Here is a 19,032-nt window from a genome sequence, read left to right on the forward strand (position 1 = left end):
AATTCGTAATTAAAAAGCTAAGATTTAATTTGAATTTATATATTTGAATCTATAGCCTTTTTCTGGAGAATTGGTATAAGGAAATGTGTTTAGCTGTTTATCTAAGTAAATAGCTGTTTTTATGCTCAAACAGTTCTGATAACTAAAGATATGTGTAATCGGTAATTTTTAGAATAATGGGTTGTCAGTTGTTATGATGTTTATGGCTGACAAATTACCAAATTTTTCACGATCACTAGAACTATGAGACCAAAACTAATGTATTCAGATGCTAGAACGTGGCTCCATTTCACTGTTAAAAGAGGGATTAAGAAGTCCCCCCTAGTTCACTAGACTTTCGTCTAGGAATTTTGGGGGGTAGAGGGGAATCTCTGCGTAAATCCTATAGCTTTTATATCAGTCGCCTCTTCACAAAACAGTCTACCCCAGCAAGATTAAGATTATTAAATATATTACAAGAGTACTCAAAGCCTGAAACTCTTACCTGATAAGTATTATAAAAATTTCTTGGGGTATGGGTACTAGTATTTTTAGGGTGGGGTTCTAGTATTTATGGAGTAGGGTTCTAGTATTTGGAGTACTCAGCTTTAAAGTAATGCAGCCATTGACATAGGAGTGTTTTTTCGCTCAATTATTTAGCAAAAAAGTTTGTACTCAAAAAATAAATTTGTCTCTTTTGGCAAATATACATCTAATAATCAATAAAAACCATTAAAGTTATTTCAATAAATTTGCTTTTCCTGACTAAATACGAAATATTAAAAGTAATGTTAAAAATTTTGCCCATCATCCAGGTTGTTTTCTACAATCCTTGGTTAGTAAGGAACCGTCTGGGCAATATCATCTCAGCCGAAAAAGCGATGTCTACGAAAAGCCCTATGGGTGACACTCGTTCTCTGCTAATGCCAGTTCCTTGATGCTGGGGAATGGTAAAATCTGAGTATGGTTAAGCTAACTCCAGGCTGGAGCAAGTAAGCATAGAGAACATATCACAAAAGTTCTTCTTAAACATCTAAATAGGGTGATTTAGTTAAAATATATAGTTTATGCGCCAACTTGTACGAAACTGCAAAGTAAATCAACAAAAGCTTATTGTTATAAGTAAATACCCTCCATAAGATTTAGAATTCTAGGAGTTAATTCATGCGAATTGCTAAAGATATCACAGAACTGATTGGACGAACTCCTTTAGTTCAGCTAAACAAGATTCCTCAAGCTGAGGGAGTAGTGGCGAGGATAGTTGTCAAACTAGAAGGCATGAACCCAGCGGCTTCGGTTAAAGACCGCATTGGGGTAAGCATGGTACTCTCAGCAGAAGCAGAGGGTTCAATTGAGCCAGGGAAAACGATCTTAGTAGAGCCAACTTCAGGCAATACTGGAATTGCGCTAGCGATGGTAGCAGCGGCGCGTGGCTACCGTTTGATTTTGACAATGCCGGAGACGATGAGTCAAGAACGGCGAGCTATGCTGAGAGCTTATGGTGCATCTCTAGAGTTAACACCAGGGACTGAGGGGATGCGCGGGGCAATTCGCAAAGCCGAAGAAATTGTAGCTAGCACTCCTAATGCTTATATGCTGCAACAGTTTCGCAACCCAGCTAATCCCAAAATTCATCGCGACACTACCGCCGAAGAAATTTGGACGGATACTGATGGCGAAGTGGATATTGTGATTGCTGGGGTAGGTACTGGCGGGACAATTACCGGGATTGCCGAAGTACTCAAGCAACGCAAAAGAAGTTTTCAAGCGATCGCAGTTGAACCCAGCAACAGTCCAGTACTCTCTGGTGGTGAAGCCGGGCCACATAAAATCCAAGGCATTGGAGCCGGATTTGTCCCAGATGTGCTGCGTCTAGAACTAGTTGATGAAGTGATTAGAGTCAGCGATGAACAAGCGATCGCACTTGGACGACGCCTGGCAAAAGAAGAAGGATTATTATCTGGGATATCCTCTGGCGCTGCTTTATCTGCCGCCATTCAAGTAGGTAAACGTCCAGAAAATGCCGGACGTTTAATCGTGATGATTCAGCCTTCCTTTGGCGAACGTTACCTCAGCACACCCATGTTTCAAGATTTGACACTAGAAACTGCTGGCGTGCGTTAAATAAACCATTGTAGAGACGCGATTTATCGCGTCTCTAGCAAAGGATTTGTTGCAATCATTAATTTAATTGGTATAAATTAATGATTCTTACAGCCACCTTTTTGGTGGTGTTCATGATCATGTTCGTGATGACCATGACCGTGAGAGCAACCTTGCAAGTCTTGGCTCATCAGGCTTTCGCTGATTGCTCGTAAGGATTCATCTACAGGCTTTAAGCCAATCCAAGCATCAAGCTTTTCAGTATCAAAACCTACTTCGCGGTGATCGCCTACTTCAATCAAAGGACGACGAATTAACAAAGGGTCTTGCAACATTAGCAACAAGGCAGTTTGTTCATCCAGTTTTTCAGGAACCACCTCACCAGATTTTACCTTGGGTGCAGAAGGATTAAACCACTCGGTTACGGGGCGATCGCCAAAAAATGAGCGCAACCGTTCAACTGTCCAAGGTTCTGATAATAGGCTGTGTGCTACCACTTCATGACCGGCTGCTGTGAGCAATACTTTTTGTTTAATACCACCTTTACAGCCCGGTTTACTATAGAAAATTACTCTTGCCATTCAACTGCCTCCTAGTGTCGTTTGTAGGGGCGCACAGCTATGCGTCCCTACTAGAAATTCCTAGAACTATGGGTAACTGAATCAAATTCAAATCGCTCTTTTGGATCAGTTTCGCCATAAATATTAAAAGTCACAGTAGGTTCATCACCCACTGCTTGCACACTATGAATTGCACCAGGAGTAAAACTCATAATATCTCCTGGAAATAGTGTTATCTCTCCTGATGGTTCAATTTTGTCCTCAAATTCTGGGCTGTGGGTGCGTCGCCAAACAGTGTTTTTTTCTTGACCTTTTAACACCGCTACAACTCCCCATGTCCCATGATTATGAATATTTGACAGGGTTCCTGGTGCAAATGTTACTGTTTGCACTGTCAAGGGAAAACCTAATTCATCGTATAGGAGTAGAACCGAAGTTCCTGTTTTGGCAGAAGGCTCTAAATATTGACTTCGTACCCAGTAGGAATTCGTAATTAAACGCCTGACGAGCATCCGAATATCTGGAAGACGGCTGGATTCATCATCTGCATTATTGAGAACATCTTCCAGTTCAGTTAAAAACCGATAAAAGCGATAATTCTCCCGCAGCAAATCCCACGCTCTTACAGATTTACAGGCTTGATAGTCTCCGTCTCCAGTTAGTAGCCAGTCCTTACCTTTCATAACCTTTAAAAGGACAGTGAAGAAGATGAAGGTAAGATAATTATTGGCGGATAAATGGTAGGTATAGTTGTGGAAGCAGGTAGAGAAGGTACGGTGAGCACTGGGGAAATAACATTATTAGGATCAGTAGTTAATCCCAGTGAGCGAAAAGAATATGATGCACTAGATAACCAATTACTCATGACTATTCAAACTTCCTTGCTTGTTGATTGTTAATTAATCATCTTCTTCCGCTGGACGAGTCAAAATATCCAGCAAAAATCCCGCTCCAAAGTCATTGTTTTGGGCAATTTCTTTGACTCTGGCACTTATTTTTGTAGCTTGCTCTATCGCTCCTAACTTTGCTAGTACCAATCCAGAAGCAGCATAGGCATTCAAGTACAATCTGATTTGGGGGTCTTCTTGCCGATTGACTAATATAGGTTGAAGCTCATCCCAATCATCAGGAAATTTTTCTGCTTCTTTAATTTTATCTAATAACTTATCTGTTGTTTGCAATGCTAGAACATAATTATTTTTATAATAGAAAAATCTATATGCTGCTACCAAAACATCGGTATTTTCCCCAGTTTTAGCTAAAGCTTCTTGAATATACTTTTCTGATTCAGAGGTGTTTTCCCAGGTTTGTGCTGCCAATATTAATAACTTTTTGATATCATCTGGAACTTCAAACCACGAGAATCGATTAGTATCAGCTTGCATAATTATTTCCTTGAGGATTGGGGACTAGGGACTAGCGATTGGGTACTGGGAAAGAAGGGAATAAGGTTAAAGAGATAATTTTTGCTTTAGCTCTTTCCCTTTCCCTAATACCTAGTCACCAGTCCCCGGTCACCAGTCCCCAATTCCCTAAAACAACGTAAGAATATACACCAAAGTGAAGAGAACAATCCAGATGATATCTACGAAGTGCCAGTAAATTTCTGCCATTTCGATGAAAGTATGATTGGTTGCAGAATATTGACCAGGACGACGCGATCGCCATACTACACTTAATATCAATAACACTCCCACAAGAACGTGTAAACCGTGGAAGCCAGTCATGATATAAAAGCAGTTAGCGAAAACATTGGTAGTCAGACCATATCCTAAACTTGCGTACTCATAAGCCTGACCCAGCAAGAAAATTACACCCATGATGGCGGTAACGATGTACCACTTTTGCATTCCCTTGACATCATTCTTTTTAATCGCGGTATCACCCCAGTGAATCACGAAACTACTGGATACCAGAATGATGGTGTTAATTGTTGGCAATAATAGTTCAACTTCAGTTCCTTCTGGAGGCCACACTTCTGTAGTACCTCGAAAGAACAAATAAGTGGCAAAAAATCCGCCAAACATTAGGGATTCAGAAGCGAGGAATGTCAACAATCCCCAGACTCTTAAATCTGGATGATGTTCTTCGTGATGTTCTGTAGTAGTCGTCGCTATAGTCATACTGTTGACCTGATGAATAAATGTCAGGTAGAGACGTTGCGATGCAACGTCTCGTCCTATCTAGGCACTAACTTCTGGTGTGGCTACTGCTGGCTGTAGTTCCACATCCTGACCGTAGTCATAAGGGCCATGAGTGACAACAGGTAAAACTTCCCAGTTCTCAATTGAAGGTGGTGAACTGGTTGTCCATTCTAGAGTCAAAGCACGCCAAGGATTATCGCCCGCCAAAGTTCCTTTGCTCCAACTGTAAATGATGTTGATGGCAAAGGGAATTACTGATATCCCTAAAACAAATGAACCAAAGGTACAAAGCTGATTCAGGTCGATGAATTGGGGGTCATACATGGCTACGCGCCGCGGCATTCCTTGCAAACCCAACTCGTGCATCGGTAAAAAGGTCAGATTAGTACCGATGAAGGTGAGGACAAAGTGAATCCGTCCCCAGGTTTCGTTCAGCTTGCGTCCGGTCATTTTGGGGAACCAGTGGTAAATACCTGCGTAGATACCAAACACGGAACCACCAAATAAGACGTAGTGGAAGTGTCCGACTACATAATATGTGTCATGGACATGCATATCAAAGGGTGCTGTTCCCATCGTCACGCCGCTTAAGCCGCCCATGACGAACATGGATAACAAGCCAATAGCGAACAGCATGGCGCTGGTGAAGCGAATTTTACCACCCCAAAGAGTAGCAACCCAACCGAAAATCTTGACGCCAGTAGGCACAGCAACGATTAAGGTTGAGATAGTGAAGAACATCCGCATCCAACCGGGTGTGCCGCTGGTAAACATATGGTGTACCCAGACGAACAAACCGACAACGCAAATTGCCACACTGGAATAAGCGATCGCTTTATATCCGAAAATGGGCTTACGGGCGTGAACGGGAATTACTTCGGACATAATGCCGAAGATGGGCAGAATCATTAAATATACTGCCGGGTGAGAATAGAACCAGAACAAGTGTTGGTAAATAACAACGTTACCGCCTGCGTCTGGTTTAAAGAAAGAAGTGCCAAAGTTGATGTCAAACAACAGCAGAACTAAACCCGCTGCTAATACAGGTGTGGAAAGCAGCGCTAGGATGGAGGTTGCTAAGATTGCCCAGCAGAATAAGGGTACTTGATCCCATTTCATACTGGGAACCTTCATCATCAAGATGGTGATCACAAAGTTCAGTGAACCCAAAATTGAAGAAGTTCCCACCAAAACGATCGCAAGTATCCACATAGTTTGCGCGATGGGCGCTGTAACTATACTCAAAGGTGGATAAGCTGTCCAACCTGATTGTGAACCACCAAAAATGAAACTACCTAATATCAGTAATCCAGCTGGTGGATTTAACCAAAAGGCGATCGCATTCAGCTTCGGGAAAGCCATATCCCTAGCACCAACCATCAACGGCACTAGATAGTTACCGAATCCACCAATCGCACTCGGAACAATCCACAGGAAGATCATGATCGTCCCGTGATTAGTCATGAAAGCGTTGTATAGATTCGGATCTAATACATCTGCATCTGGTGTTGCTAGTTCGGCACGAATAGCGATCGCCATCAATCCACCGATTAAATAGAACACAAACGCCGTTACTAGGTATTGAATACCAATAACTTTGTGGTCAATATTAAATGTAAAGTAGTCGTACCATTTCCACGCAGGGGGATGGGAAGTGTGGGCAACTACCAGAGTTTCCGGTTTATCTTTTTCTGGTGGCGTATTCCGGGGAAATTCTACCTGTGTCATAATTTTTTACCGCTATGCGGAGTCTAGAGCCAGCAAAGTAATTAAATTTGACTCTTGATTCTTGTACAGACGCGATTAATCGCGTCTCTCCTGACCAATGACTAATGACTCAACAGTTGCTGCACTAATCCCCATATCATGAACGTGGGGAGCGAGAAACTCTGATGTAGATAAGTTGGCTGGGTTAATTGCAACAACTTGTTGCAAGTTTTCCTTTTGAGCAATTTGGTTTTCTGTCAGCCAGCTTTTATATTCTTCTGGCGTATGGACAACTACTTGTGTCCGCATGGAACCGTGATAACCACCGCATAGTTCAGCACAAACTACGGGATATGTACCTGGTTTAGTAGCGACAAATCGCAGTTCTGTAGGAATACCAGGAAGCGCATCTTGCTTTAATCGAAATTGGGGAACCCAAAACGAGTGAATGACATCCTGTGCTGAAAGGTTGAGCTGGACATCAGCACCGACTGGAACGTGTAATTCTCCAGAGGAAATGCCACTTTCAGGATAGTCGAATAACCAAGCAAACTGTATCCCTTTGACATTCACAACCAAGTCCGCTGGTTTGTTTAGGGTTTTGGGAGATGCACCGATTCCAATTGTTGGGGCGATTGTTGGTGCGGTTGTTGCTTGGGAGGCATCATCTAGAGTAGCTGCGATCGCACTCCCACTCATATGAGAAGCATGAGCCGAAGAATGAGGATGTCCTGCTGGCTCAAAGCCTCCCATTTGGTTGAAAACATCTACGCTGTAAATGCCTAAGCACAGGACAATTAATGTTGGGATTGCTGTCCAAAAGATTTCTAAAGGAACATTACCCTCGACTCGCGCACCATCGGTATCATCTCCCGGACGGTGACGATACTTGATCAAAAAAACCACAATCGTTCCTTCTACTACCAAAAAGAGAGCGATCGCAATGGTAAACATGATATTGAAAAATTCATCTACCAAAGGCGCTTGTAGTGATGCTTGTTCTGGAAGTAGAGTGTGATTATGACCAATCCAAACACTGATAGCTGTAACTACTATCCCAGCAACCAGAGTCCATAGTGAAACAGGAATTTGTTGCATACATAGTACCTGCTCTGTAAAACGTCTTTAAAGTACTGGGAATTGATGATCGGGTACTGGGGATTGGGTACTGGTGATTGGGTACTGGGAATTGGATATTTGGGTTGAAGATTTATCTTTAGTTCACATTTCCTAGTACCCAGTCCCCAGTCCCTAGTCCCCAATCCCTTTTTTTCACTTATTAACTTTCTAACGCGCACTCACAAAAAAATGGGGGAAACTTCCAGATTTTTTCATATCTTTCCCCCAAAAAATAGTAAATTATATTTCAACTCCGATGACAAATGCAGCCCCTCTGGTAACAGAAAAGCTAATTGTTCTTAGAGGATACTGTTAGTCCTAATTTTGATTAGGCTGTATTAGCAGCAAGTTTAAATTTGTTAATAACTAACAATTGACGATTTACGGATTTGTTTACTGTGAACTTTTTGCTTAGTTACGGTAAATATTTAGTATTCCCCTCTATTTACCTTGCTTGGTACATCGCGCTTTCTAAGAACAGAACCTCCAGAACAAACAACAATTTTGACTAGCTTCAAGAACCTTAATTGTTTAATACAGCATGGGTATAGCAGTTCTTGGGACAAATCCGAGAACAAGCTTCACAACCGATGCAATTTTCTGGATAAGCAACTGTCATTACTTTCCGTTCAATTTCTTCATCATCTTCATCTTCAACAAATTCGCCTTCTTCGTTCAGTGCTTTCAGATCCAATACATTATAGCCGCATACTTTAACACATCTGCCACAGCCGATACATTTGTCTTTATCAATTACTTGAGCAAATTTAGGTGTCCAAGTTTTACCACCGTAAGTCAATCCTGTTAGTTGTGCCATGAATAAATCCTCGCCGCTTTTGCCTAGTAATCTGTTTGTACATTAATCATCATATTAACCTAATAATTTTTAGTTTTGCTAATAAAAAATGAACTTTTTCTCATCAAACTTTAATAACTTTAAGCACAAGTTTCTCTTGCTTTTTAGTTTAGATTTAATAAATGAAACTTACTAGCAATAGATATGATAAATAGATGTTGATTACAGTGTTTTTCTGGCACATGTCACAGCATTGTCTATCAAAAAAATTCTGTGAATTAATATCTCATAGCAGTTTTTAATTGGGTGTAACATCGGTTTACTGTAGAGACGCACAGCGAAATGGGCGGTTAGAAACCGCGTCTACACAAACTTGTGTTGAGCGGGGTCGAAATACAAAACCCACCTCCGTGGGTTTCAAACCCTTAATTTTCCATTAGTCCGCGTAGGCGGTGAGGGGGTCGCAGTCTTCTCCCACTCGTGAGAGGCTAGCGCCTTCTCATATCGGAGATGCTATGCGTTAGCGGAGCTTTCGCTTTAGCGATACGCGGAGCGTCTCCAAGAGTTGGCGGTTTCCGTCGTTAGCGCAGCGTTAGCGACAAAGGAGCGTCTTGCGATAGCGTAGCGTTAGCGACGTTAGGAGCGTCACCCCCGAACCCGAAAGGGCTTGGTTTGTATAGCCGCGAATTCCATTCGCCAGGGCTTAAGCTGACTAGCTCTACCTCCCTACTAATAGGATTTGTAATTCAAGAACTATCAGATAATGAGACTATTTCGCAAATCTTCCTAGTTTTCAGCAAATAAATGTATCTAAAACCGTATTTTTATATACATATTTTTATGTTTATTTATTACATTTTCATCTCTGCGTTATGTATTTTTTAAGGCAATAATTATCGATTAAGTTCCCATTTAAATATCTATGTAAATACTGGCGAAAAAAACATTTTATTTTCGTCTTAACTTACATAATCAAGGATAGTTGATTCACGAAAAGAAATGTAACCTTTATAGCAGAATGTTAATATCAGTTAAATATTAAAATTATTAATAAATTCGCTGTAAGCTATTCATAGTAGGGGTAAATGGTTAGTAAAAAGTCTTTGGCTAAGGTTTCTCAGGTAATAATGAAATGTTCACAAAGTACCTATTTGAAATAAATGTTAAGAAGTAGTTCTAGGCTCATTGTGAACAAACTTATTAATGTCTTTATGAAATATTTATTAAATAAATAAGTAATAATAGGCTCAGTAAAAAGCCTTAAATAACCTCCAATTGGATGCGAAGTCAGAATAAGGATGTGGGGAGTTAGTGGGGTAGGAAAAGATTATTCTTGCCTAACAAATAATTTGGTAGCGATTCATGAATAAACAGGACACATCCAGGGGAGACCTGAGCCAGACATCTCAACGATTAGGTGGGAAGCAGCCTTATGCCTTATACAATTCCTAACAACAGTTGCGTTGGATGTGACAATTGCCGTCCCCAATGTCCTACGGGTGCAATCAAAATAGAAAACAATGAATACTGGATCGACCCTCATCTTTGTAACAATTGCGAGGGTTATTACTCAGAACCACAATGTGTAATAGCTTGTCCAACTAATTCTCCTATTCCTTGGCAGGCGAAAAAAGGTAGATGCAAAGTTGAACCGAGAGATGCTACCAGTTTGGATTTGTTTTCTAATGGAAAGAATAACCCATTTGCTTCGGCAATTGTCATTTGGGAAGCTTGTAATGTACTAGCGCAACGAACTTCTTTACATTGGGAAACTGATGAAGAGGGCTACTTATGTTATGGGCGACAAGTTAATCAAGGTCGGGGTGCGATCGCCTTTCATATCCAAGATCCATTTAAAGTGAGCGATCGGGCAACAGATTTAACAGCAATAGAAGGACTAGATATTAAAGCTGCTTGCATCCATCTGATTTTTGCAGCTTACGCTACAGCCTTAGACCAACCTTGGGAGCAAGAGTTTACCATCGATGAGCGGCAAATTGAGAAATATCTAGGGTTGGAGAAACGCAAAGACTTGAACAAACCTGCCAAGCTGACTTTAATGAAAAATATCGTTCAGCAAGCTTGCTCTCTACTCATTTCTATTAACTGGCCTCAACAAGGCCGAGTCAAGGGATTTTCAGTTACAGGTAGTCGCTTATGGCACTTGGTAGATGTTCAACACCACTTTCAAGAAGACAATCTCGGATGCAAATATCTCGTAGGACTAACTTTTAAAGTAAAAGCCGGCATATGGGCGCAGTATTTCTTAAACAAACAAGCGTGTAAAGAGCGAACCGCATTCTATCAATACGGCAGCTTACCTAAAACACTGTTAACCACAGTTATGAGTATTTGGCAGCAACACGAAGGAGCAGTAAGACTAATGCTCTGGTTACTGTTTAAAACCAAAATGGGTAAAGAACAACGCATCACTGTTCCTACCTTACTACGTGTTGCTTACGGTGAAGAAAAAGTGGCTCTTGCTTCCAGACAACGAGATGAACGCAAGCGTTTGTTGCGAACTTTTGAAAGCGATTTAGAAGTTCTCAACCACTACGGAATGAAACCAATTTTCGATCCAATTACCTATCCGCCAGAAATTCAACCTTTGTGGGCAAAGTTAGTAGATTTACCTGAAGATCCAGATGAAGCATTAGAATTTTGGACTAATGATGGTGGTGGTGAAACTCGCCTCACAGATGCAGGCCCCCGTGGCAAGTGGAATCTGCTAATGAATGCACGGATTTTGGCCTTTGAACTGCCAGCAGAATGGGAACAGCAAATTTCAGAATCGGAAAAGAAACAGCGGCGAACTGTTCAAAGCAGAAGGAAGTCTAAAATTACAGGCGACTTGCTGGGTGAACAGATTTTGCAAGCGCGAAAAAATTTGAATCTTTCCCAAAGAGAATTAGCAAAGCTTACAGGTAAAAGCCAAAGCTGGATTCGAGATGTCGAAAATGGTCGTTTAAAAGCCAAGTTAGAAGACCAAGTACTGCTGCGAAAAGTGCTAAATATGGCTTAATCTTGATATTTACCCTAAAACCCATAAATCAAAATCTCACTCTGGTTTTGCGTAGCAGAACCTGTCTCTCTGATTACGAAGCAGGGCATATCTGTAAGGACAGGTGAGGTTTTCTAAGATTTTGGATAATTCGATTAGTTGTGTGTAATGTTAGCACCAGTAGTGGCGTGGCACAGCTAAAACAGTGCATTATAAAACTCGTATTTTGCATTAAAAATAGGGTTTTCCGCAATTATTTATTGCATTATTTTAGCCTTGACACGCCACTACTAAATTAAAGCTAATAAGGATTTTGATGAATTTAAACTTCCCTCAAACGCAAATAGCACGATTACTCTGCCTAGTTTCAATCCCTAATAGGGATTTTGATGAATTTAAACAGTTTAGCCGCTTCTACTGCGGTGTGTCCCTCCAAGTTTCAATCCCTAATAGGGATTTTGATGAATTTAAACGCTAGTTGTTCCCAACTCAAGTCCAAGTGGCCCGTTTCAATCCCTAATAGGGATTTTGATGAATTTAAACCGATCCTAACCTTAAGGCAGTATTCTAATCCTTCGTGGTTTCAATCCCTAATAGGGATTTTGATGAATTTAAACGTGAGTTGAGGGATGCCAAGTGAGAAAGAAATGGGCGGTGAGTTTCAATCCCTAATAGGGATTTTGATGAATTTAAACCTTGAATTTTTCGTGAGGATAAAGGCGATCGCATGTTTCAATCCCTAATAGGGATTTTGATGAATTTAAACGCTGGCAATCGCAACCCCGAAGATATCAGGAATGTTTCAATCCCTAATAGGGATTTTGATGAATTTAAACATAAACTGTGTCCGGGGTAGTTGTTGAATCAATCACGTTTCAATCCCTAATAGGGATTTTGATGAATTTAAACGCGAAAGACTCCATTGAAGAAATACTGGAACTTGTTTCAATCCCTAATAGGGATTTTGATGAATTTAAACTTCATTCTTATGAAAGTCAGTGAGTATCCAGAATTGTTTCAATCCCTAATAGGGATTTTGATGAATTTAAACTATAATTGCTTTGGTAGATGCTACATAAAAAAAGGTTTCAATCCCTAATAGGGATTTTGATGAATTTAAACCTTCATCAAGCTGCTACTATCAATTTTGGTTCTAGTTTCAATCCCTAATAGGGATTTTGATGAATTTAAACCCATTTGCAAAGATGGAAGGTGAGTGGTTAACAAGTTTCAATCCCTAATAGGGATTTTGATGAATTTAAACCTTGTATAACAAACAGTTATGAATGTCAATGTTCCCCCAAGGTTTCAATCCCTAATAGGGATTTTGATGAATTTAAACGGTGCGCTAGGCTCTTTATATAGGTGTTCCAGCGTTTCAATCCCTAATAGGGATTTTGATGAATTTAAACTGCTGGGGTGTAGAAGCGTTGATATATTTGGTTTTCAAGGTTCAAAAGTGTCAACCCGAAACTAAGATAGCTTTTCGGCGTTTGGTTGTCAAGACACCGAGAAGGATTAATCATTGTAAAAGCAGTTCCAGCAAGGGTTAGCAGGTTGGGTGTCAACCTCAAGATTGATAAAACAGAGTTCAAAGCCAGACAGAATAAGCTTTTGAGCGACAAAATTTCATCTTGGAAGAAAAACACCTACTGGTTGACACCAGCTGCAAGAGCATTTGCTCTTCATTACACTCAATCTTAGTGAGAGCGATCGCAGAGAAAGTAAAAGCAAATGGTATCTTATACCATGTAACTTTCAGAATAATCCAAATACGTTAGTAGAGACACAAGCAATATGCCTTTTTGCTTGCGGAAAATACCAAAATGCTTACGGAATCTACTGAAATGAGAAAGCAAACCCCAGTTTGAGAAAGCAATATCTGTAAATGCTTGCTGAATTTACTGAAATGAGTAAGCAAACCCCAGTTTGAGAAAGCAATATCTATAAATGCTTGCTGAATCTACTGAAATGAGTAAGCAAACCCCAGTTTGAGAAAGCATTTAAGCAAAATGAGAACGCAAACTGGGGTTTGAGAAGACAAACAGACATTTTGCTTACAAAATTAAGAGATTTTACTACGCAAAACCGTCCCTCTCCGAGTCGGAGAGGGACAGACTTGAACTTTAGTTCAAGGCAGGGAGAGGTTTGTCAAATTTGCGTTAAGGTACATTAAATCTGTCGAATTCTGTTGAATTCACGTTACATAAAATTTTGATTTTGAATCTTAACTAAACTGTATAGATATAAAAACCAGATTTTTACACACTATAAGTTACTAACTTGCTAGAGGTAACCCCAAGACTAGCAACAGCATATTTAATTACTTCTAATTCTTGTGTAGCATGGCAAGAACTTTTGACTCGTTGACTCTGGCATTTATCTTTTACAAGCTTAGCTTGGTAAGTGTAGACAGAACCAGAAGTATTTTCAAAAGTTAGCTCAGCTAAAATTGTATTATTATCTAAACTTTGCTCTAGGATTTTGCCTGCAACTTTGTAGTTAAACCAATCCCATCCGTGGCGAAGGATTAGTTCTCTTTCCAAAATTTGAAGCGCGGTAGGCAGAATTCCCCAGCCTCTATAGATTTTATTTAAGCATTGAATGTCGCCAGTTCGAGTCAAAATCGCTTTCAAGGAATCTTGCTCAAGAACACCGTAATATCTTCCTTCTGGCAAGTCTATAATTGTTGGTGCAAAACGATGTCCACCAAAGTGACTTGACTTCCAAATTCGCACATTATCTAAGTACAAATCAGAAATAGTAGCGATAGCGTTGAAGTAAAAGGGATTTCCATATTTAGCACAACACTTGTCATGGCTACCATGAGTACAAACTAAAATATCTCTAGTCTCACTAGTGTTAACTTCTGAGGCAGAACTTATACCCGATAACCATTTTTGGACAACTGCTGCTACTTGCTCAATATTTGCCAGTTTAAACTCTTGCTTGCGATATCCATTACTCAACCCCTCCTGTCTTTGATAAATTAAAACAGTTGTATCGTCTACTTTATGCGATGAATCATTAGCAATTAAGAGGAATCTAATCGGTAACTTAGCACGCTTCACTTCCTCTACTAAAATCCTCAAATTCCTTGGAACCCATTTGGAATTAAAGGCTTCTGACATCCAAGGTGGAGGACACTCAACTAAAACATAAGTTTGATAATTGGTCGCGCTACCAATAATATCTTCTCCTGTTTGGCGTGAATAGTCAGAACAAAAAAAAGTATCCATCAAACTGTACTCATTAATTTATTTTATGGACAAAGGATAGGCACAACCTAAAATTGTATTCTTGGCGACAATCTCTTGAACTTTAGAAGCTAAAAAAGAACAATATGCATTTACTATTTAAAGCCAAGTAGCCACTTTATAACATCCTTTTCAGGAAACTTATTTCCGGTTAATAAACTCTCTATAATAGGGTGCAATAACCCAAAGAGAGATTTTTCCGTATCAACAACCTTGATTCTGTATCCGCGATGGCTTGGTTATTCAGAAATTTTTACTCGCTGAAACTCAGCTTTTCTCAACTAAGTTTCCTGGTAAAAATCAAATATGTTCAACTCTGAGCGATGTTGCGTAGCCTTCTTCAAAAAAGGAAAACTTTTTAGCAACATCTGAGTGATCGCTTAAGAGTATCCGATAGTCAATCTCTCTCTAGTAACCGTGTGGCTAATATTACAATGGCAAATATTGCAAACAGCAAGGTACTTATTTAAAGTTTTGCTGAAGTTATCTTGAATTGCATTGCTAGCGACAGATCCTGTCTTTACGCATAAAAGCATACTTCTACGCCACCTTTGCAAGGTATGCATTAAAGCTAAATTCAGGAACACTTGATCAATAGCGATCGCATTAGCAAACCATTTCCTGAATTCTTTCACACTATCTGCCTTTAATGTATCTATCAATCTATACATATTGCAAATATTTCTCAATAATTTTAGAAAAAAATAAGAATAGCCGAATTAAGAGTAAATGGTTAATTTACTCTTACAGCCTAGATTAAGAAGCTAACATTCAAGATTAGGTGGTGTTACATACATCAGCACTGGCAAATTTAGTATTTGCTCTACTACCTAATCTAACTTCTTATCAATCACATTTAAGTTATTTAGCTTAATTGTAACTAAACTCAATAACAAATGCAAGTATTCGATAAATTTTGTGAAGCTTAATACAAGTTATGAATTCCTGTAAGCTAGTTAAATAAAGGCTAGCAAGTATTCTATGCTAGATGAGTCTAACTAAAATGAGCATTTATACTTTCAATACTAAAGATAAACTTTCGCAATTGTAATAATTTATTACAAGCAGTTCAGGCAAGTTCTCCTGATTATGAAGAAGGGGAAACAAAAGAATAAGCCCTAAGTAATCTAAAGATTTATACTATGGCTGTTGCATATTTTAGCTTCTATGCAGAATTGAATTATTTTTTACCACGGCATCAAAAGCAAATAAAAATAGCTCATTTTTTTGGTGAGAGAGCCTCAATTAAAGACATGATTGAGGCCTTGGGCGTCCCTCATCCTGAAGTTGATTGTATAAAAGTTAATGGAAAATATGTAAATTTTTCTTATATTGTCCAGGATAGAGATAATATTGATGTTTATCCAATTTCTGCTAGGGAGATTAATACAGCAAGTGTTTCTGTTCTACCAAAATCGCTTAGTGTTATCCGGTTTGTTTTAGATATTCACTTAGGTAAGCTAGCAACATCTTTACGACTTTTAGGCTTTGATACTCTATACCGCAATGATTACAAAGATGAAGAATTAGCAAATATTTCCTCTTGCCAAGAACGGATTCTCTTGACGCGTGATAAAGGTTTGTTGATGCGTAGTTTGGTGATACATGGATATTATGTAAGAAATACTAACCCTCAGCAACAAACCTTGGAAATACTGCAACGCTTTGACTTATTTAAATTAGTATCACCTTTTCAACGTTGTTTACGATGCAACGGATTATTAGAATCTGTAGATAAGCAATCTATTATTGAAAAACTGCCAAAAAATGTGCAGCAGGTTGATAATTTTAACCGCTGTCCAGATTGCGATCGCATTTATTGGAAAGGCTCACATTATGAGAAATTGCAACAGTTTATTGACGACATACTTGGCTCAAAAAGAGGCGATTAAAAAGCTATGACTTTGATTTTATCTCTCTTCCATTAATGTAAATTTTTCCAGAATTGTTTACGCTGTTAACATTCTTACCTTCGATTGCACCTGGAGCTTTATAGGTATTTTTTACATTATTTATACCTCCCTGAATAATGACTACACAAACACAAGGATTAGGTTTTTTAGCTTGCCAACAACCACCAACTACAGTATCTATTTGCGTTGTAGTCATCTCTTGCAGAAATAACTCTACATCAACAGAATTAAAATCGACATCTACTATTTTAGGCATAGTCTTATTTCCTAAATAATTCAGCAGGGCTAACTTATCTAAATTTTAGATTCCCGTACTTGTAGTAGTTATATTTTGGAAAAATTCAGATGTGTTTGCCCTGACTGAGCCAACAATGTTCATAATTGAGGTTTCAAATAGCTAGCCAGCCGAAAGATTGGCAGTAATTATTGGACTATTTTCAATATCCTCTGTGCTTTCCTCTTGGCTGTTAAAATCACCAGGAAGAGGGTCTGGCTGGACATCTCTGCTAACTTCTTTTGGTTCAATAGGAGCCGCTTCATGCTCAATATCAAGAGAGCGAGGAGGTTCTTTAGCCTCAGTTAAATCGAAAAATGGATCTGGATCGGTAGTCATGAATTTCTAAATAGTACAGCTTTCTTTAGTGTTGAATTTATGGCGATCGCAAACATCTTTCTAGAGAAAGAAACTAGACGTTGTGGTAGTATGGGAAGAATATAAAAACTATGACATTGATTTTAGCTCTCGATTTTGGCGGAACGAAACTAGCGATGTCGAACGTTTGATAGCAGGATCTTATATGACACAAAATGCTAGAGAGATTTTGGAGAAAGAACCAATAAGACCAGGGCAGGTTTCCCGACTTGAGCGGACTACCCATTACAAAAGCACAAAGATTTGGCGGAGTTTGGTAAATTTTCTTAAAAATACACAGTAGCTCCTTATTTTCATAGTAGTTCTATTGAATTTGAGGTATATTTTAATAACAATTAAAATGACAGCGATAATTATATGATCTGCTGCCTCAATCCCGATTGCGCTAATCCTCAAAATCCTGATGAGGCAAACTTCTGTCTAAGTTGCGGGACAGGGTTGGTATCACTACTACGAAATCGTTACCGCATTATCAAACCACTTGGAAGAGGGGGATTTGCTTGCACCTATATTGCAGAGGATATAGACAAGCTGAATGAACAATGCGTTGTCAAGCAGCTTGTACGTTCTCAATTTTATAATGGTCGTGGTAGTGAGGCACAGAAAAAAGCGACTGAGTTGTTTGAGAGAGAAGCAAAACGCCTCCAAGAACTAGGGAAACATGATCAAATTCCCACTTTGTATGCCTACTTTAAAGAAGATGACTATCTGTATTTAGTGCAGGAGTTTATTGAAGGGCAAAATCTTTTGCAGGAATTAAACCAGCAAGGGATGTTTGATGAAATAAAGATTCGTCAACTTTTGAATGATTTGTTACCTGTACTTGGGGCAATACATCAACAACAGGTGATTCATCGAGATATTAAGCCAGAAAATATCGTTCGCCGTCAATATGATGGTAAGTTGGTGCTAATTGATTTTGGTGTTGCAAAGCAAAAGACAGAATCAGTAAACGGTTCACCAGGAACAATCATCGGTTCTTTGGGATATGCACCAATTGAGCAAATTCAGGTAGGTGAAGCTTATCCAGCCAGCGATATCTACAGTTTGGGAATAACTTGCTTTCATATGCTGACAAATGTTGCTCCCTCACAACTGTGGATGAAACAAGGCTATAGCTGGACTTCTAATTGGCGACAGCATTTGTCACAAGAGATAAGTGAGGAATTAGGGCTGATTATTGATAAGTTTTTGGTAGAAACCCATGAACAGCGTTATCAGTCAGTGCAAGCAGTATTACAAGACTTAAACTCTCTGCCTTCACAGATGAGTGTACCTCCCACAATAATTTCACCTCATTACATCTCGGCACCACAGCCACAAACTCAGCCTTCAGGTAAGGGCAAAGAGCAGGCTTCACCACAACAGGTGAAAAACCAACATACTGCTAACCAGCAAGCGACTGTATACATACCGCCATTCTCCATTAAAGAATTATTACCCGGAGCAATAATCGCTGGTTCTGGTAGTTCATTCGTGGCGATCGCTCTTTTAAGTTTTATCAGCACGATCTGGCTTAGCTCTGGATTATGGCTAATAATTTTAGGGGTGTTGCTCTTTAGTCAATCTCGCTCGTTGTTTGAAAAAATTTATTTATTTATTATTGCCGTAATTACAAACATCTTCATTGTAGTTGTATTCCAAAATCTCCGAATTGCTAATCCTCTGCAATCAGGCCCCAATGGAATACTGATTGTCGTATTGCTAGTCATTCTTGCTGGCTTACTATCATTTATTATTTTGGGTATTTCTCAACTAATGAACAAATTAATTTCGCAATACTTTTGATTAATCAAGACGG

General features: G+C 39.4%; 16 protein-coding genes and 1 CRISPR repeat array. Of the genes, 5 read left to right on the plus strand and 11 right to left on the minus strand.

The annotated features are described in order from the left end of the window. Positions 1 to 1,143: 1,143 nt before the first annotated feature. Complete coding sequence (cysK, locus tag WKK05_RS22285) at positions 1,144 to 2,103, plus strand: cysteine synthase A (RefSeq protein WP_341525255.1); 960 nt, start codon at positions 1,144 to 1,146, stop codon at positions 2,101 to 2,103. A 77-nt stretch (positions 2,104 to 2,180) separates the two neighbouring features. On the opposite strand, the gene WKK05_RS22290 is transcribed toward cysK, so the two are convergent. From WKK05_RS22290 to fdxB, 8 genes are all read right to left on the minus strand, one after another. After that, positions 2,181 to 2,663 carry an ArsC/Spx/MgsR family protein gene (locus WKK05_RS22290; protein ID WP_341525256.1) on the minus strand — a complete coding sequence of 161 codons (483 nt, stop codon included), beginning with the start codon at positions 2,661 to 2,663 and terminating at the stop codon, positions 2,181 to 2,183. Positions 2,664 to 2,713: 50 nt separating this feature from the next. Beyond that, on the minus strand, positions 2,714 to 3,325 hold the full coding sequence (locus WKK05_RS22295) for a cupin domain-containing protein (protein WP_341525257.1): 612 nt from the start codon (positions 3,323 to 3,325) through the stop codon (positions 2,714 to 2,716). Positions 3,326 to 3,330: 5 nt separating this feature from the next. Further along, positions 3,331 to 3,507 (minus strand): hypothetical protein, encoded by a 177-nt coding sequence (locus WKK05_RS22300; protein WP_341525258.1) that lies wholly within the window; start codon positions 3,505 to 3,507, stop codon positions 3,331 to 3,333. 34 nt (positions 3,508 to 3,541) lie between these two features. Beyond that, positions 3,542 to 4,027: a hypothetical protein gene (locus tag WKK05_RS22305; RefSeq protein WP_341525259.1), complete on the minus strand. Its 486-nt coding sequence runs from the start codon at positions 4,025 to 4,027 to the stop codon at positions 3,542 to 3,544. 147 nt (positions 4,028 to 4,174) lie between these two features. Further along, positions 4,175 to 4,765 (minus strand): heme-copper oxidase subunit III, encoded by a 591-nt coding sequence (locus WKK05_RS22310; protein WP_341525260.1) that lies wholly within the window; start codon positions 4,763 to 4,765, stop codon positions 4,175 to 4,177. A gap of 60 nt (positions 4,766 to 4,825) precedes the next feature. Beyond that, the gene (gene ctaD, locus WKK05_RS22315) at positions 4,826 to 6,514 is read right to left on the minus strand and encodes a cytochrome c oxidase subunit I (protein WP_341525261.1); all 1,689 of its coding nucleotides are present in this window, start codon (positions 6,512 to 6,514) and stop codon (positions 4,826 to 4,828) included. 75 nt (positions 6,515 to 6,589) lie between these two features. Then, positions 6,590 to 7,591, minus strand: a complete 1,002-nt coding sequence (locus WKK05_RS22320; protein ID WP_341525262.1) for a cytochrome c oxidase subunit II — start codon at positions 7,589 to 7,591, stop codon at positions 6,590 to 6,592. Between the two features lie 544 nt (positions 7,592 to 8,135). Further along, positions 8,136 to 8,429 carry a ferredoxin III, nif-specific gene (gene fdxB / locus WKK05_RS22325; protein WP_341525263.1) on the minus strand — a complete coding sequence of 98 codons (294 nt, stop codon included), beginning with the start codon at positions 8,427 to 8,429 and terminating at the stop codon, positions 8,136 to 8,138. Between the two features lie 1,411 nt (positions 8,430 to 9,840). Between fdxB and WKK05_RS22330 the strand changes: the two genes are divergently transcribed. Then, positions 9,841 to 11,430, plus strand: coding sequence for a helix-turn-helix domain-containing protein (locus tag WKK05_RS22330; RefSeq protein WP_341525264.1), 1,590 nt, complete (start codon positions 9,841 to 9,843; stop codon positions 11,428 to 11,430). A 270-nt stretch (positions 11,431 to 11,700) separates the two neighbouring features. Next, positions 11,701 to 12,821: a CRISPR direct-repeat array (repeat unit 37 nt; unit sequence GTTTCAATCCCTAATAGGGATTTTGATGAATTTAAAC). Between the two features lie 849 nt (positions 12,822 to 13,670). On the opposite strand, the gene WKK05_RS22335 is transcribed toward WKK05_RS22330, so the two are convergent. Beyond that, positions 13,671 to 14,648, minus strand: coding sequence for a sucrase ferredoxin (locus tag WKK05_RS22335; RefSeq protein ID WP_341525265.1), 978 nt, complete (start codon positions 14,646 to 14,648; stop codon positions 13,671 to 13,673). Between the two features lie 1,160 nt (positions 14,649 to 15,808). Here WKK05_RS22335 and WKK05_RS22340 point away from each other — a divergent pair. Next, a complete protein-coding gene (locus WKK05_RS22340) occupies positions 15,809 to 16,558 on the plus strand; it encodes a Mut7-C RNAse domain-containing protein (RefSeq protein ID WP_341525266.1) in 750 nt (249 codons plus the stop codon). Between the two features lie 4 nt (positions 16,559 to 16,562). Here WKK05_RS22340 and WKK05_RS22345 read toward each other — a convergent pair whose 3' ends face one another. Both WKK05_RS22345 and WKK05_RS22350 read right to left on the minus strand, forming a co-directional pair. After that, positions 16,563 to 16,835, minus strand: a complete 273-nt coding sequence (locus tag WKK05_RS22345; RefSeq protein WP_341525267.1) for a hypothetical protein — start codon at positions 16,833 to 16,835, stop codon at positions 16,563 to 16,565. A gap of 141 nt (positions 16,836 to 16,976) precedes the next feature. Next, a complete protein-coding gene (locus WKK05_RS22350; RefSeq protein WP_341525268.1) occupies positions 16,977 to 17,192 on the minus strand; it encodes a hypothetical protein in 216 nt (71 codons plus the stop codon). Positions 17,193 to 17,274: 82 nt separating this feature from the next. Here WKK05_RS22350 and WKK05_RS22355 point away from each other — a divergent pair, with 82 nt between their 5' ends. Further along, a complete protein-coding gene (locus tag WKK05_RS22355) occupies positions 17,275 to 17,514 on the plus strand; it encodes a hypothetical protein (RefSeq protein WP_341525269.1) in 240 nt (79 codons plus the stop codon). Between the two features lie 74 nt (positions 17,515 to 17,588). Continuing rightward, positions 17,589 to 19,019, plus strand: a complete 1,431-nt coding sequence (locus tag WKK05_RS22360) for a serine/threonine-protein kinase (RefSeq protein WP_341525270.1) — start codon at positions 17,589 to 17,591, stop codon at positions 19,017 to 19,019. Positions 19,020 to 19,032 lie beyond the last annotated feature (13 nt).

Source organism: Nostoc sp. UHCC 0302 (assembly GCF_038096175.1).
GTDB lineage: Bacteria > Cyanobacteriota > Cyanobacteriia > Cyanobacteriales > Nostocaceae > UHCC-0302.